Source organism: Streptomyces sp. NPDC090022 (genome assembly GCF_044748145.1).
GTDB lineage: Bacteria > Actinomycetota > Actinomycetes > Streptomycetales > Streptomycetaceae > Streptomyces.
Genome location: NZ_JBIVFN010000002.1, coordinates 1 through 14313, shown reverse-complemented (window position 1 = coordinate 14313; position 14313 = coordinate 1). Strand labels below are relative to the sequence as shown.

The window sequence follows — 14313 nt, the reverse complement described above, 5'->3', positions numbered from 1 at the left end:
CATGACAGATTTCGCGGAAGGCGCGCCCTGCTGGGCGGACGCCATGTTCAAGGACGTCGAAGGGGCGAAGACCTTCTACGGGGACGTGCTGGGCTGGACCTTCGGTGAGGCGTCCACCGAGTACGGCGACTACACGCAGGCCTACTCCGGCGGCAAGGCCGTCGCCGCCGTCGCCCCTCCCATGGCCGGCGCGGAGCAGGCGCCGTCCGCCTGGTGCCTGTACTTCGCGTCGGACGACGCGAACCGGACCGCCGAGAAGATCAAGGAGGCGGGCGGGGCGCTCCTGATGGAACCGATGCAGATCGGTCCCTTCGGCTCGATGGCCCTCGCCAAGGAGCCCAGCGGTGCGGTGTTCGGGGTCTGGCAGCCGGGCGAGCACAAGGGCTTCGAGAAGATGGGCGAGAACGGCGCGTACTGCTGGGCCGAGATCTTCACCCGGGAGCCGGACACGGCCGACGACTTCCTCAGGCGGGTCTTCCCCTACCAGGTGGAGCGGATGGAGGCGGGCGACGAGGGCGGGCCGTCCACGATGGACTTCAAGATCTTCAGTCTTGGCGGTCCCGAGCATCCGGTCCTGGGCCGGATGAAGATGGACGAGGACTTCCCGCCGGACCTGCCGGCGTACGTCCAGATCTACTTCGCCGTCCCCGACTGCGACGACGCCGTCGCCAAGGCGCAGGGGCACGGCGGCACGCTGCACTTCGGCCCGATGGACAGCCCGTTCGGGCGGTTCGCCGCCCTCACCGACCAGCAGGGAGCGGCGTTCGCGGTCATCGACCTCAGCCGCACGACGGGCGAGATGCCCCCGACGACCCCCGCCTGATCGCGGGCGGGCGGACGAAACGGCCCGGCGTGGTGCCCACGAGGCGCTTGAAGTGGCGGGCCAGGTGCGACTGGTCGTAGAAACCGGCCGCGGCCGCCACGTGGCCGGGCGGCTGCCCGTCGAGCAGCAGGCGGCGGGCGCGCTCGACCCGGCGGGCCGTCAGGTACTGGTGCGGGGCGATGCCGAACGCCGCGCCGAACGCCCGCACCAGGTGCGTGGGATGGGCGTGCAGCAGTGTGGCGGCCTCGTCCAGGGTCACCCCACGGACCAGCCGGGCGTCGAGGAGTTCGCGCAAGTCGTGGGCCACCCCGCGGTCGGGGACCCGGGGGCCGGGCGGGAGCAGCCGGGGCCGCAGCCGGGTGCGCAGGCGCTCGCGGACCAGGGCGAGGCGGCTCTGCGCCTCCAGTTCGTCACCGGGGGCCGCCAGCGCGGTGTGCAGCTGTGCCACGCGCCGGCGCAGGAGCGGGTCGAGGAGGTCGGGGCCGTCCACCGCCGGGCCGATGAACGTCTCGTCCAGCTGGGTCAGGTCGAGGTAGAGGACCCGTTTGCGGAATCCGGACGCGGTGGCGGGCGAGCCGTTGTGCGGCACCTGCGGCGGGAGCAGGGACACCGTGTCGCCGGGTGTGCCGCGCCGGTGGCGGTCGAGGTCGTAGCGGATCGCGCCGTCGTCGACGATGAGCAGGGTCCACACGTCGTGGACGTGCATCGGGTAGGCGTGCTCGGTGAAGTGGGCGTGGAAGACCTCCACGACCCCGGGGACCGGCGGGCGCCACGCGGAAACCTGCTGCCCGTCCACCATGCAAGGAATGTACAAGACCGCCGGCGGCCCGGGTCGGCAGTCTCGGATCATGAACACCGACACCACGGCCGACACCACGGCCGACACCACGGCCGACACCACGGCCGGCATTGCGCCGCACGCCCCCGCGGACGCGGCCCCCGTCCGCCCCGACACCAAGATCGCCGTCCTGCTGCGCGCGGACCTGGAGACCTGGCAGCGGCTGAACGTGACCGCGTTCCTGGTCAGCGGCCTCGGCACGGCGCAACCCGGGGTGATCGGCGCCCCGTACGCGGACGCGGACGGCACCGCGTACCTGCCGATGTTCCGCCAGCCCGTCCTGGTCTTCGAGGGCACCGAGGAGACGCTGACCGCGGCCCACACCCGCGCCCTGGCCCGCTCGCTGCCCCTGTCGGTCTTCACGTCGGAGCTCTTCACCACGGGCAACGACCGGGACAACCGGGCGGCGGTCGCCGCGGTGGGCCGGGACTCCCTGGACCTGGTGGGTCTGGCCGTGTACGGGCCGCGCAACGCGGTGGACAAGGTGCTCAAGGGGGCGCGGATGCACCCGTGACGTTCCGGGCGCCCGTCAGGTGCATACGGCCGCAGGGACGAGCCGGGCGGGGGGATTGCGGGTGGCGGATGCGACGGGTCGAACACGCGCCGCCGGAAAGCCGATTACGTTCGGTCGCGTGCGGTCCGTATCGTGCGGTCCGTGTCCGGGTCGTACCGGGATCTACGTAAGAGGTTGACCTGCATGAGCCTGAGCATCCGCAACCAGATCGCCGGCACCGTCACGGGTGTGACGACCGGTGAGGCCATGGCGACCGTCAAGGTCCGTCTGGAGGGCGGTCAGGACATCACCGCCGCCATCACCACCGACGCCGTCAAGGAGCTCGGCATCACCTCCGGTTCCGCCGTGACCGTGCTGGTCAAGGCCACCGAGGTGGCGCTGGCCACCGGGCCCGTCGAGGGGCTGTCGATCCGTAACCAGATCGCCGGCACCGTCGTCGACGTGGCCACCGGCGGCGCGATGGCCTCGGTCAAGGTGGACGTGAACGGCGGCGGGCTGACCGCCGCCATCACCAAGGACGCCGTCGAGGCGCTCGGCCTGACCGCCGGGTCCTCCGTCGTCGCCCTGATCAAGTCGACCGAGGTGGCCCTCCGGTCCGCGTGAGGACGGCCCGGTTCACGGGCCCGGTCGCCGGCGCCGCCAGTGCGCCGAACCATACGTGCGTGACCGCGCTGATGCAGCGCGCCCCGCAGCGGTCGGACGGCACCACCAGCTGGCGGCCCGCCTCGTCGAGGTCCGCCCCGTCGAGCCGGGTGGCCAGCAGGACCGGGCTGCCGCCGAAGTCGGCGTCCAGCTCCGCCCACGACAGCACGGTGTGGTGGCCGTCCGCCCCGGTCACCGCCCGCAGGAACCGCGAGCGGTCCCTGCGGGCGGCGGGCGTCGAAGGCCGGGCCCGCGTCCGCCACCACCTCGCGCAGCAGCGGGCCCTCGAAGACGTGCTCCTGCGGACCGTTCGTCGCGCAGTCGAACGTCACCGCGGCCCGGTGGTACCGCCATTCCCGCAGGTCGGCGACGCTGAGCGTGGCCGGGTGGTCCAGATCGCCGTGCAGCATCAGTTCGGCCATGACCAGGGCATGCCCGGACACCGCCCTCCATGAAGTGCACCTCGGTGCGCGGGACGTCGGCGTACTGCGGCAGCCGGTAGCGGCGGAAGGCCGCCGCCGTGACCTCGCCGCGCTCGTCGACACGTACGGTCTCGAAGAGCGTGGCCCCCAGCGCCTGCGCGACACCGCCCTCGACCTGCCCCAGGCACTGCATCGGGTTCATGACCTTGCCCGCGTCCGCCGCGTGCACGCTGCGCAGGATCCTCATCTCCCCCGTGCCGGGGTCGACCGCCACCCGGAACCACTGCGCGTCGAAGGCCACCGAGCGCGGGCTGCCGCCCCAGTGCCCCTCCGCGCTGACCTCGGCGGCGCGGCCCGACGCGTGGGCGGCCTCGTACAGCTCCCTGAGCGTGACGACCCGGCCCGCGCAGTCGAAGGCCTCGGCGCCGAGCGTGCACAGGTGGCGGGCCACGCCCGTGTGCCGGGCGGCGAACGTCTTCAGGCGCCCGGCGACCTCGGGGGACGCGCTGGTGGAGGCGCTGCGGCACGCGGAGGCCGCGGGGACGGACGCGACCGCGGCGGCGGTCGGGGAGACGGTGGCGGTCGTGGCCCTCGCGGGCGACGCGGGCGATTGCGCGGGCGCCGCCGATGACGCTGCGGGCGGTGCCGGCGGCTCCGCGGGCGCTCGCGACGGAGTACCGGAGGCGCGGCTCGGCGCCGGGCTGCGGGCGGGCTCACCCGGGCCCTGTTCGCCCGCGCCGCGACCGACGAGCGGGCGCCCGTACGGGAGGTGGCGGAACCGGGCACCCTGGCGGAGCTGCTGGCGGGGGCGCCGGCCGAGGTGCGCACGGTGTACCGGACCCGGGTCCTGGGAGCGCTCGGCGACGGGATGCTGCGCGAGACGCTGGAGGTGTTCCTGGCGAACAACTGCTCCTGGACCCGTACGGCCGAGGCCCTGCACCTGCACGTGAACACGGTCCACTACCGGATCGAGCGCGTGGAGTCCCTGACGGGCCGTGACCTCTCGCGCCTGGACCACGAGCTGGACCTGTACGCGGCGCTGCGCTGCCTGTGACCCCGGCGCGCCGCCGGGTCATGCGCCTCAGCCTCGGCCTCGGCCTCAGCCCAGGTCGATGTGCACGTTGGTGGACTTCACCCGCGCGGTGACCGTCACGCCGACCTCGATGCCGAGCTCCTCGACCGACTCGCGCGTCACCAGGGACACGATGCGGTGCGGGCCCGACTGGATCTCCACCTGCGCCGCCACGTCGTCCACCCGCACGCCGGTCACGATGCCGGCGAAGGCGTTGCGCACGGAGGTGGCCGGGCTGTTCTCGGGAAGCGGGTGCATCCCGGCCGCCCGTGCCTGGGCGAACGCGGCGAGCGCCGCGCCGTCGATGCTGCGGACCCCGTCGTCCTGCCGGACGGCGGGCAGCCGCCCGGCGTCCGTCCAGCGCCGGACGGTCTCCGGACTCACGCCCAGCAGGCCGGCCGCCTGCCCGATGGTGTACTGCGGCACGTACGCACTCTAGGGGCTGCCCGCCCGGTCCGGCGCCCCTGCGGGACCGGCGTGCACTCAGGACCCGGCGCGGGCCGCCCGCGCCAGCAGCAGCCGGCGCTCGCCGGCGTTGCGGGTCAGCGCGGCCGCCCGTTCGAACTCCGCCCGCGCCTCGGCGCTGCGCCCGAGCCGCTCCAGCAGGTCCCCGCGCACGCTCGGCAGCAGGTGGTAGTCCTTCAGGGCCGGTTCGGCCGCCAGCGCGTCCACCAGCGCCAGCCCCGCCGCCGGGCCCTCGGCCATCGACACGGCGACCGCCCGGTTCAGCTCCACGACCGGGGACGGGGTCAGCGCCATCAGCCGGCCGTACAGGGCCGCGATCGCCGGCCAGTCGGTGTCCTCGTACCGGACGGGCTGCGCGTGGTACGCCGCGATCGTGGCCTGGACGGCGTACGGCCCGTGGCCCGCGTGCCGCAGCGCCTCGAGTCCGCGCAGGACCAGCAGCCGGTTCCACTTCGAGCGGTCCTGGTCGGCGAGGAGCACCGGCGCGCCGTCGGGCCCGGTGCGGGCCGGGATGCGTGAGGCCTGGAACTCCAGGAGCGCCGCCAGCGCGTGCACCTCGCCCTCGTCGGGCATCAGGCCCGCCAGCACCCGGGCCAGCCGCAGGGCGTCCTCGCACAGGGCCGGCCGGACCAGGTCGTCGCCGGCGGTGGCGGCGTAGCCCTCGTTGAAGATCAGGTAGATGACCTCCAGGACGGAACCGAGCCGGGCCTCGCGGTCCGCGCCGTACGGCACCTCGAAGGGCACGTCGGCCTTCGCCAGCGTCCGCTTCGCCCGGACGATCCGCTGTGCGACCGTCGGCTCGGACGTCAGGAACGCCCGCGCGATCTCCTCCGTCGTCAGCCCGCCCAGCAGGCGCAGCGTGAGCGCGATCCTGCCGTGCGTCGACAGGACCGGATGGCACGCCGTGAAGATCAGCCGCAGCAGGTCGTCGTCGATGTCGTCCGCGTCGGCGGGCTCGGGCGGTGGCGCGACCGCGTCGGGCTGCGCGCGCCCGACCTCCGCCAGCTTGCGCGCGTACGTCTCCTTGCGGCGGACGAGGTCGATCGCGCGGTGCTTGGCGGTGGCCATCAGCCAGGCGCCGGGCCGGTCCGGGACGCCTGCCGCCGGCCACTGCTCCAGGGCCGCGACCAGCGCGTCCTGCGCGAGCTCCTCGGCGATGCCGACGTCGCGCACGATCCGGGTGACGCCCGCGATGATCCGTGCGGACTCGATCCTGAACACCGCTTCGACCGTCCGGGCCACGCTCGCTGCCGTCACGGGCACCCATCAGAGCAGCCGCCCGTGCCGCCGGGCAAGCGCGACCCGGCGGCACGGACGGGACGGCCGACCTCGCTCAGCCCTCGATCTCGCGGACCTCGCACGTCACGGTCCAGTGCGGCGGGTGGATCTCCAGGAACCGCCGGGCCCACTCGACGGCCTCGGCCTTGTCCTTGGCCTGGATGAGGGAGTAGCCACCGATGACCTCCTTGGTCTCGGTGAACGGGCCGTCGGTGTAACCGACCTTCCCGCCGGCCCAGGTCACCCGGGTGGCCTCGGCGGTCGGCTTCAGGCCGGCCGTGTCCAGCATGACCCCGGCCTTGGTGATCTCCTCGAACAGCGCTCCCATGCGTGCGTCGAAGTCGGGCCCGGGGGCGTCGGCGGGCAGGTTCTGCTCGTCGATGCGGATCAGTGTCAGGTAGCGCGGCATGGTGGCTCCTCGGTCAGGAGGACGGGGCTCGTTCCCCGCCTCTCACCCCTGCGTCGAACGGGAGACGGCCGGATCGACACCTCCCCCGGAAATCTTTCCGGGAATCCTCCGGAGCCGCCCCCGGACAGCCCTGCCCCCGGACAGCCCTGCCCCCGGACAGCCGTGCCCGCGTACGCCCGTGCCCGCGTACGCCCGTGCCCGTGTACGCCCGTGCCCCGGTACGCCCGCGGCCCCGTACGCCCGCGGCCGCTACCGGGGCGCGTTCAGCCGGACCGGGCTTCGGAGGCGTCCGATTTTCCCACCCGGAGAAAATCTGCTGCGGCCGGAGTACACTTCGCCGTGTTCTGCCGCTGAAGTGAGAGGTCTGTGTGACCCCGAAATCCCCGGCCCGCACCCCCGACCGTTTCGACGACGACGACTATCCGGCGTACACGATGGGCCGGGCTGCGGAAATGATCGACGCGACGCCCGCGTTCCTGCGGGCGCTGGGTGAGGCGGGGCTGATCACACCCCTGCGGTCGGAGGGCGGACACCGCCGCTATTCCCGCCACCAGCTGCGCGTCGCGGCCCGCGCACGCGAGCTGGTGGGCCAGGGCACCCCGGTCGAGGCGGCCTGCCAGATCATCCTCCTGGAGGGGCAGCTGGCCCAGGCCCTGCGGGACAACGAGGAACTGCGGCGGGACCTGCGAAGCCGCTGACGCCCGCCGGAACCGGTGAAACCCTATGCCGACCGATACAGAATTACAGCAATCGCGGCAGGTGAAATAACCTCCTTCGAAGGAATTCGGTCTTCCTGTCCATGGTTTCCGGGGCGGCGCAGGGGTGCTGTGGTAGTTTCGAAAGAAGTTGCAGTTGTGGTTCCCAGTGCGTCGAGCATTACCGGTCTTTTCCGGCGGGGCAATCATCGCGGCGACGCGGGGTGTGCACAGTGCCCGCCCCGGGACCTGCCCCGTTAGAGGAGATCTTTCATGGCTACTGGCATCGTGAAGTGGTTCAACGCCGAAAAGGGCTTCGGCTTCATCGCGCAGGACGGCGGCGGCGCCGACGTCTTCGCCCACTACTCCAACATCGTCTCCAACGGCTTCCGTGAGCTCCAGGAGGGCCAGAAGGTGTCGTTCGACGTCACCCAGGGCCCGAAGGGCCCCCAGGCTGAGAACATCGTCTCCGCCTGATCACAGGACGCACGCCCGGCCGGGGTCCGCACCTTGGGGTGCGGGCCCCGGTTCGCGTTCCCCCAGGGCCCACGGCCCGGCTGCCGCCCCATGAACCTCTACCCGCCGCTGGCCGGCGGCGGGTTCCCGTTCGCCACGGAGGAACCCTCATGCGCTGCGTGATCGCCCGCTTTCCCTTCGAACTGACCAAAGGCGGAGTGGAGGCGTCCATGAAGGGCGTCGTGCCCGAGCCCGTCACCGACGCGTCCGCGACCATCGACGGCCGCGTCTACCCCGTCAAGCAGGTCGGCCGCATCATCACCGGCCAGGACCCCCGCGACTTCACCGCAGGCGAGGTCTACCGCGCCCTGGTCCGCCTGGGCTTCACCTGCCGCGCCACCCCCACCGCCGACCCGTCCGGCCTCTCCCAGGCCTGATGCCACGATGTGACGTGGTCCACGTCGGCCGCTCTGCCCCTGGCGCGTGCGCCGCACCGCATACGGAGAAGGGCCCCGCTGCAAGCAGCGGGGCCCTTCTCCGACGTGCCCGGTGAGGCACTGACCTGCGGCGGATCGGTCCGGCTGCCTCCGTTCGGACGGCACCGGACGGAGGCGGATGCAACCAGAACCGCAACCATGGAAGGCCCGGCCTCTGATCACGTTCTGCGCCAGGCGCCCAACAGTTCCGCTGGTCCGTACGCCGCCTGGAGCCCGAGCCCGGAAGGGGCGGTCCCGTTGCGCGAGACCGCCACGAGCGGTACCGGCTCGTCGGTGATCGCGGCCCGGTGTTTCTGGAGCGCGGCCAGGTCGTGGCTGTCGAACGCGGAGTTCTCCACCCATTTGACCGAACCGAGGAAGAGCAACTCCTTGGCCACCGGCTGCCGGTCGGCGCCGACCAAGTCGATTTCGACGTCGTTGCTGCGGGTCCAGTAGCCGCCGATCGCCGGAGCGGCGGGCAGGAGCCCGTCCGGCAGGAGGCGGGCGAGGGATTCCCGGACCAGGGGCTCGATCGCACGCCCCCGCCAGCTCGTCCACTGCTCCTTGATCCGGCCCAGCGTGAGATCCCCCCTCATGCGCTCGATCTCCGCCATGTGCGGATCCAGGAACGCGAGCCAGAACCGTAGGTACGGATCGGCCACGCGGTAGCGGCGTTCCTTCGACGGTCTCAGCGAGAGGGGCAGCTCGGCTGCCACCACCCGCTTCTCGGTCAGGACATCAGTGGCTCGGGTGAGAGTGGTGTGGGCGATGCCGCCCGCCGCGCGAGCGATGTTGGTGAAGGTCCTCTCACCGCTTCCGATGGCCCGAAGGACCTCCCGGCTCATGGCCTGCGGTGGAAACTCCGCGGCAAGTGATCGCTCGGCGGAGACCAGCAGCGCCGAGATCGGGTTGTCGAGCGAGTCGCGGAGGAACTCCCAGACATCGGCTCCGGGCCGCCACTCCGCGCAGATCAGCGGAAGACCGCCCGTGACCAGGGCGGCGTCGAAGGCTGCGGCCGGCTCAAGCCCGAGCATCTCGCCGATGTCGGCCGGGTTCAGCGGCCCCACGACCATTTCCCGACCCCGCTGGTGGAAGGGGCGGTCGTAGCTGTTCAGCGCCTCCATCATCGACAGGTCGGAGCCCACCAGGAGGAGGAGTACGGGTTTGCGGCTGAGCAGACGGTCCCACGCCCGCTGGAGCATGCCCTCGAAGGCGTCGATGCGGTCCATGAGGTACGGAACCTCGTCCATGACGACCACGCTTGGGCTGTCGTCGGGAAGGATCTCCGCGAGCAGCCTGAATGCCGCGTTCCACTGCTCTGGAGTCTCCTCCGAGAACAGTGCCCGCTCCGGCAGGGTGGATCTGGCGACGGCGTCGAGCAACTCCGTCAGCTCGTCCTCCGCCGTGCCGCCCGCCGCGGTGAAGAACAGATGGGGAACCTCGGTGCGTCGGAGGAATTCCTCGACGAGGCTGGACTTGCCGACCCGCCTCCGCCCGCGCATGAGGATGCACTGTCCCGGCTTCGCCGAGCCGACGGCACCGTGGACCGACCGCAGGGCGCTGACAAGCACGTCCAGCTCGCGGTCCCGTCCGATGAAGCGCCGCATTCAAGCCTCCCGCGAGCAATAGTATCGGCAGAGATACTATCGTCGCCGATACCATTTTCCCTCACTCGGGTGCGGCGCTCATGACGCTGTGGATGCGGGAGAGTGTGAAAACGCGCTCGGCGTCCCGAAGGTGGCACCAGGCTTCGAGATAGGGCGGATCGAGGTCCAGGCTGCTGAGGGTGCGCACGGTCCGGCTGCCCGAGGTGGCAACGTACTCGACGGTGATGGCCTGACCGGTGTCGATGGCGTGGGCGAGCTGGCGGATGTCGCTGTACGGCAGGCGCTTCGCCCACCCTGCGACGATCTCCTCGGTGTCCGTGGCGAAGGGCACTCCTCCGTCGAACGATGCCGGTTCGGGAGTCGTGGCAGGGGCGGCCAGCAGCCGGGTCGCCAACGCGTTCGGGTCGAGTGTGGCGAATTCCTTCGGCGTGCTCGCGGCACCGGTCCGACCGCCGCCCCTGGCCCTGGAGCTGCGCGGAGCCGGAACGGGAGCGGCTGCCCGCCGAGGTCGGGCCTTTTCGATGCGTACCGTTCCCTGGTCGGTCTCGGCGACGGGGGCGTATCCCTCGGCCCGGAGCGCGGCGAGGGTCGTGTCGAGCGGGCTGCGGCTGATCAGCACCGTCGGCGCCAGCTGCCGGAGTCCGAGCTTGGCCAGCCTGCGGTGGGCGGCGAGTTCGGCCAGGAGAGCGGGCTCGTCGCCGTGGAGGACGCAGGCGGCGGGGGCGATGCGCACCCGCCCGTGGCCGCGTGCGGTGTCGGCGACCAGGTACGACAGGGGCTGCGGCAGGGGTCCGACGGCGACAGCGGCCAGGTCCGCTGTGATGTCCTCGGGGGTACGGCCGACGTCCAGAGCCCGGCGGACGCTGCCGGCGCTGAACCGCCACACCGACGCCGTGCCGCTGGTCTCCCGGTCGGCGACGGAGTCCAGGAGCGAGGCCAGCCGCGCGGACGGTGCGCCGGTGACGACGGCGGTGAGGTCGGCGCCGATCCGGGCCGTCGCGGTGGCCGAGGGCAGCAGCCGCCGGCACTCGACGCCCAGCCCCTCCGCGTCGCCGGTCCGCAGGTGGATCCCGATGGCGGACAGAGCACCGCGTGCGAGCACGCCGAGGAGCTCGGCCTCCCGGATCACGGTGGCGAACGGCGGTCCGTCCGGCGACGAGTCGGCGAAGGGGCGGTACCAGGCGATCAGCGGCCCCAGATCCGACGCGACCCGCACGCCCTGCCCTGCCGGGAGCCGCCCGGCTGCGGCCAACAGCCCGTGACGGGCCTGCACGCAGCCGTTGCAGGGCGGTGCGCCGGCGAGTGCCGGGAGTGCCTTGTCGTCCTCGTCGCGCGCCTGGGTGGGGGTGAGCGGCAGGTTCCGCCATGCCTGCAGCAGTACGGCGAACTGCTCCGGGGGTTCCTGTTCCGCCCAGGCGTCGTATCCCTCGGTGGGCGCCACGCGATCGCCGTCCCGGGCCAGCAGGCCGGCGGCGTACGCGGTCTCCAGGGTGAGACGTACGACGGTGTCGTCGGCCTGGGCGGCCTTGCCGATCCGTGCCAGTTCACGCGCGCCGATCCCGCCGGACTTCAGCCGGGTCGGCGCGGTCGCCGCGCAGGCCGACAGGACCGAGGCGGCACCTCCGGTGAACGCCGAGGCGGCGGCCGACGCCTCGTGGTCGACCTCTCTCGGGGCGACGGGCGCCCATCCCACGGAAGGCGGGACGGGCTGGAACGGGGCGTGCCAGCCGCGCCCGCGCAGCGCGAGCGCCACCTCGGCGGGCATACGGGCCGGGCCGTAGCGGTGGCGGTCCTGGACCAGGAGCCCCCGTTCCAGTGCCCATCGAGCGCCCGGTTCGGGATCAGGGCCCGGACTCCCGAACATGACGAACCGCGCGGGCCTCGCGGGCCCAGCCCCCGCTCGGCCTTCGAGCAGCTTCCGGGTCGCCGCAGGGGCCTTGGCGACCACGGAGAGGATCCGCTCCGGGGCGCTGTGGTGTTCCACCAGTGCGGCCAGCCGCTGCGCCTTGCTGCTCGGCGGCTTGACGCCCAGTGCCGCCAGCATTCCGCGCAGCTCGTCGGAGGTCGTGCCGGAGAGCAGTTCCTCCAGCTGGGTATCCAGCCCCAGGGGCGCGTCCCACGCCTGCCGCAGCGGTCCTGCCATGCGGAGCTTCCCCGCGCCGTCCGGCCAGACCAGAGCATGATCGGCCAGAGCCTCCAGTACGGCCTCCAGTTCGGGGATGGTGTCGTCGTCGGCCGCTCCCAACAGCTCTGCCAGCGCATCGCGCGACGCGGGCGCACGCAGCGCCGCCAGAGCTTCGGCGACCTGGAGATGTGGCAGCGCGAGCTGCGGCAAGGCGAGTGCCACCGATCCCGGGCGCTGAAGACGGTCGGCCAGTTCCCCCACCGAGCGCGGCTCGGGAGTGGCCGCCGCGTCCCTCCGCGTCTCGAGCACGCGTGCCAGGCGACGGCCGTCGAGGCTGCCCAGCCAAGTCGCCAGCGTCGATCGGGACTTCACGCCGGGACACCTCGCGAGATCAGAACCATGGCAGCGGGGACTCCCGCCGCAGTTTTCAAGGATGTCGTACTCCCGTGATCCGCAGATGCCGTACGGGACAGGACTCCCCCGTTGGCGGGCGCGGGCGTCCGAGGCGGCGGGAGGGGGGGTACCCGGCTTACCCGAAACATCCGAATGAGGTGTATGTAAACGCAACCAGAAATGCAACTACTGCTCGGCTACTTACGGCCCTCAGGGCCGTACCACTGAACGGGCTGGCCGGTTACTGCGGCGACGCAGTCGAAGTCGTGGTCACAGTGCAGGAGGGTGAGCCCCTGCAGCTCGGCAGTCGCTGCGACGACGAGGTCGACCGCACCTGCGCTGCGGTGCTTGCCTTGCTTGGTGAGGGCCTCCTGGACCTGCCAGGCGCGGTCGTAGGCGCGGTCGTCGACGGGAACCCAGCCGAAGAGCAGTCGCATGTCCTCAATGCCGCGCGCCCGGTCGGCTGCCGACCGGGCGCTGTAGAAGAACTCCAGCTCCGTGATGGGGCACGTGGCGATCAGGCCGGCGGCTGCCGCCTGGTCCCAGCCGTACTGCTCCGCGTCGCCCCCCATGAAGCGGGCGAGGGCGCTGGTGTCGATCAGGTAGAGCGCTGCGTTCACCGTCGGTAGTTCCGCTTGTCCTCGAAGAGCGTCAGATCGAATGCGCCCTCGTCGGCCGCGGCGCGCAGGCGGGTCAGGGCCAGCGCGCGCCGCCTGCTCTCCAGCACCTCGCGCAGGGCGGTGTTGACCGTCTCCTTCTTGGTGCTGGTCCCCAGGGCCTTGGCCACGTCCGCGACCAGCTCGTCATCGAGGTCGATCACCGTACGAGTCATGGTACACCTCCTTGATATCAAGTATGGAGAAAACTATACCTCCGATAGTTCATCGCTGTGCTGCGTTCTCTCCCGCGCGGCTGTCGGGTGTCTGCAGCGGCTCGGGTGGAGGCCGGAGGGCTGTGAACGGGCCGCACTCCGTCCGGGTGGGGGTGTCGGAGTTCGCTCGGTGCGGAAGGGTGGAGCGCTCGGGTGTTCGTCGGTCGGGCGTGAGCGTTTCCACATGTTCGTACGGGGGGCCGGCGGCGGTCGTGCCCGTCCTGACCTGCGGCGGAGAGTCCAGGCTGGCTCCGTCCGAACAGCCCCGGACGGCCACGACTGAGACCAGAACTGAGACCAGACGGCCTGGGTTCAGTGGGATCCAGCCTGCGTGATGGCCGGCCAGCCTAGGCTTGTCCTCAGGTATGGGCCAGCGGACCGCTTCGTGGAGGAGCCGATCATGAGTACTGCCCCGAACCTCCCGCTCCCACCCCGTCGGCCCGAAGACCCGCATCCGCTGCGGACCATCCGGGAGATCCGGGAGGCTTTGCCCGAGCACCAGCTTGGGCACTTCGATGCCGAGCTGGCCGACACCGACATCGATGCGTTGCCCGACATGCTTCACCGCTGGGCCACCCTCGGCAGTGACGGGTTTCTTGAGCGGCTTGCGTCAGCCCCGTTCGAGGGTCTGGAGTTCGGGCAGCGCTCCTACGACGACGCGGCGGGCGGCGAGTGATCCATCTCCTCGACACCAACGTGGTCGCCGAGATCACTACTCGGCCGAAGCCCGCTCCAGCGGTTGTCGCCTGGGCCCGCTCGGTACCGGCCACCGGTCTCTACCTGAGCGTCATCACGATCGCGGAGATCGAGGCGGGCATCGCCCAGACACCGGACCTGGTGCGACGTGCCGCTTTCGCGCGGGCGCTCGACGGCATCCGCGACGACTACAGCGACCGGATCGCGGCCATCTGAGAACGGGAGGCGCTCGCCTACCTCTCCCTTCATCGGAAGCTGAAGAGTGCCGGGACCGGCATCGATCCACCAGATGCACTGATCGCCGCCACTGCATTGGCGAACGGGTGGACTCTGGTGAGCCGGAACGTCAAGCACCTGGCCCGGACCGGCGCCCTCTTGCTCAACCCGTGGGAGTACGGGGGCTGAGCCGAGGTCGGGCGTGCGTGCCCTCTTGAGGCAAGGCCGCGTAGTTAAGGGCTCGCCCGTTCTGTCAAGCGGTTCGGGGAAGTCGGGGCACGAGGACGGGGCTCCGCGTAGGACAGGAAGTCGACC

17 protein-coding genes and 3 pseudogenes are annotated in these 14313 nt (G+C 71.8%); 10 read left to right on the top strand and 10 right to left on the bottom strand.

Features of this window, described 5'->3' with window-relative positions; all coding sequences use genetic code 11:
• The first annotated feature begins 1 nt into the window (after position 1).
• A complete protein-coding gene (locus tag ACIPXB_RS04485) occupies positions 2-823 on the top strand; it encodes a VOC family protein (protein ID WP_401444477.1) in 822 nt (273 codons plus the stop codon).
• Here ACIPXB_RS04485 and ACIPXB_RS04480 read toward each other — a convergent pair.
• Complete coding sequence (locus ACIPXB_RS04480; protein ID WP_401444475.1) at positions 780-1622, bottom strand: AraC family transcriptional regulator; 843 nt, start codon at positions 1620-1622, stop codon at positions 780-782. The two genes, ACIPXB_RS04485 and ACIPXB_RS04480, sit on opposite strands and share 44 nt — an antisense overlap.
• A gap of 49 nt (positions 1623-1671) precedes the next feature.
• On the opposite strand from ACIPXB_RS04480, the gene ACIPXB_RS04475 reads away from it, so the two are divergent.
• Together ACIPXB_RS04475 and ACIPXB_RS04470 are read left to right on the top strand one after the other, a co-directional pair.
• The gene (locus tag ACIPXB_RS04475; protein WP_401444473.1) at positions 1672-2175 is read left to right on the top strand and encodes a DUF2000 family protein; all 504 of its coding nucleotides are present in this window, start codon (positions 1672-1674) and stop codon (positions 2173-2175) included.
• Positions 2176-2358: 183 nt separating this feature from the next.
• Positions 2359-2778, top strand: coding sequence for a molybdopterin-binding protein (locus ACIPXB_RS04470; RefSeq protein WP_401444471.1), 420 nt, complete (start codon positions 2359-2361; stop codon positions 2776-2778).
• On the opposite strand, the pseudogene ACIPXB_RS04465 reads toward ACIPXB_RS04470, so the two are convergent.
• Both ACIPXB_RS04465 and ACIPXB_RS04460 read right to left on the bottom strand, forming a co-directional pair.
• A pseudogene (locus ACIPXB_RS04465) lies at positions 2744-3239 on the bottom strand (molybdopterin-dependent oxidoreductase). The gene ACIPXB_RS04470 and the pseudogene ACIPXB_RS04465 overlap by 35 nt on opposite strands.
• Before the next feature lie 25 nt (positions 3240-3264).
• A pseudogene (locus ACIPXB_RS04460) lies at positions 3265-3795 on the bottom strand (molybdopterin cofactor-binding domain-containing protein); the annotation flags it as partial.
• A 213-nt stretch (positions 3796-4008) separates the two neighbouring features.
• Here ACIPXB_RS04460 and ACIPXB_RS04455 point away from each other — a divergent pair.
• A complete protein-coding gene (locus ACIPXB_RS04455) occupies positions 4009-4293 on the top strand; it encodes a PucR family transcriptional regulator (protein WP_401444468.1) in 285 nt (94 codons plus the stop codon).
• A 45-nt stretch (positions 4294-4338) separates the two neighbouring features.
• Here ACIPXB_RS04455 and ACIPXB_RS04450 read toward each other — a convergent pair whose 3' ends face one another.
• From ACIPXB_RS04450 to ACIPXB_RS04440, 3 genes are all read right to left on the bottom strand, one after another.
• A complete protein-coding gene (locus ACIPXB_RS04450; protein ID WP_401444465.1) occupies positions 4339-4737 on the bottom strand; it encodes a molybdopterin-binding protein in 399 nt (132 codons plus the stop codon).
• A gap of 57 nt (positions 4738-4794) precedes the next feature.
• Positions 4795-6039 (bottom strand): RNA polymerase sigma factor, encoded by a 1245-nt coding sequence (locus ACIPXB_RS04445; protein ID WP_401444462.1) that lies wholly within the window; start codon positions 6037-6039, stop codon positions 4795-4797.
• Positions 6040-6109: 70 nt separating this feature from the next.
• Complete coding sequence (locus ACIPXB_RS04440) at positions 6110-6463, bottom strand: YciI family protein (RefSeq protein WP_401444459.1); 354 nt, start codon at positions 6461-6463, stop codon at positions 6110-6112.
• A 368-nt stretch (positions 6464-6831) separates the two neighbouring features.
• Here ACIPXB_RS04440 and ACIPXB_RS04435 point away from each other — a divergent pair, with 368 nt between their 5' ends.
• From ACIPXB_RS04435 to ACIPXB_RS04425, 3 genes are all read left to right on the top strand, one after another.
• Entirely contained in the window at positions 6832-7161 is a 330-nt protein-coding gene (locus tag ACIPXB_RS04435) for a MerR family transcriptional regulator (RefSeq protein ID WP_401444457.1), read from the top strand.
• Between the two features lie 270 nt (positions 7162-7431).
• The gene (locus tag ACIPXB_RS04430; protein WP_401444454.1) at positions 7432-7635 is read left to right on the top strand and encodes a cold-shock protein; all 204 of its coding nucleotides are present in this window, start codon (positions 7432-7434) and stop codon (positions 7633-7635) included.
• Positions 7636-7784: 149 nt separating this feature from the next.
• Positions 7785-8051, top strand: coding sequence for an SCO5918 family protein (locus ACIPXB_RS04425; RefSeq protein WP_401444451.1), 267 nt, complete (start codon positions 7785-7787; stop codon positions 8049-8051).
• Positions 8052-8269: 218 nt separating this feature from the next.
• Here the strand turns inward: ACIPXB_RS04425 and ACIPXB_RS04420 are convergent, their stop codons facing one another.
• From ACIPXB_RS04420 to ACIPXB_RS04405, 4 genes are all read right to left on the bottom strand, one after another.
• Positions 8270-9697: an ATP-binding protein gene (locus ACIPXB_RS04420; RefSeq protein ID WP_401444448.1), complete on the bottom strand. Its 1428-nt coding sequence runs from the start codon at positions 9695-9697 to the stop codon at positions 8270-8272.
• A 61-nt stretch (positions 9698-9758) separates the two neighbouring features.
• Positions 9759-12194, bottom strand: a complete 2436-nt coding sequence (locus tag ACIPXB_RS04415; RefSeq protein WP_401444446.1) for a helicase C-terminal domain-containing protein — start codon at positions 12192-12194, stop codon at positions 9759-9761.
• 218 nt (positions 12195-12412) lie between these two features.
• Complete coding sequence (locus tag ACIPXB_RS04410) at positions 12413-12835, bottom strand: PIN domain nuclease (protein ID WP_401444444.1); 423 nt, start codon at positions 12833-12835, stop codon at positions 12413-12415.
• Positions 12832-13047 carry a type II toxin-antitoxin system VapB family antitoxin gene (locus ACIPXB_RS04405; RefSeq protein ID WP_401444443.1) on the bottom strand — a complete coding sequence of 72 codons (216 nt, stop codon included), beginning with the start codon at positions 13045-13047 and terminating at the stop codon, positions 12832-12834. Before ACIPXB_RS04405 ends, ACIPXB_RS04410 begins: the two co-directional genes overlap by 4 nt.
• Positions 13048-13486: 439 nt before the next feature.
• Between ACIPXB_RS04405 and ACIPXB_RS04400 the strand changes: the two genes are divergently transcribed.
• The 3 genes and pseudogenes from ACIPXB_RS04400 to ACIPXB_RS04390 all read left to right on the top strand — a co-directional run.
• Positions 13487-13762, top strand: a complete 276-nt coding sequence (locus ACIPXB_RS04400; RefSeq protein ID WP_401444440.1) for a hypothetical protein — start codon at positions 13487-13489, stop codon at positions 13760-13762.
• Complete coding sequence (locus ACIPXB_RS04395) at positions 13759-13998, top strand: hypothetical protein (protein ID WP_401444438.1); 240 nt, start codon at positions 13759-13761, stop codon at positions 13996-13998. The genes ACIPXB_RS04400 and ACIPXB_RS04395 overlap by 4 nt, the downstream gene beginning before the upstream one ends.
• Positions 13999-14013: 15 nt before the next feature.
• Positions 14014-14187: pseudogene (locus ACIPXB_RS04390) on the top strand (type II toxin-antitoxin system VapC family toxin); the annotation flags it as partial.
• Positions 14188-14313: the final 126 nt, after the last annotated feature.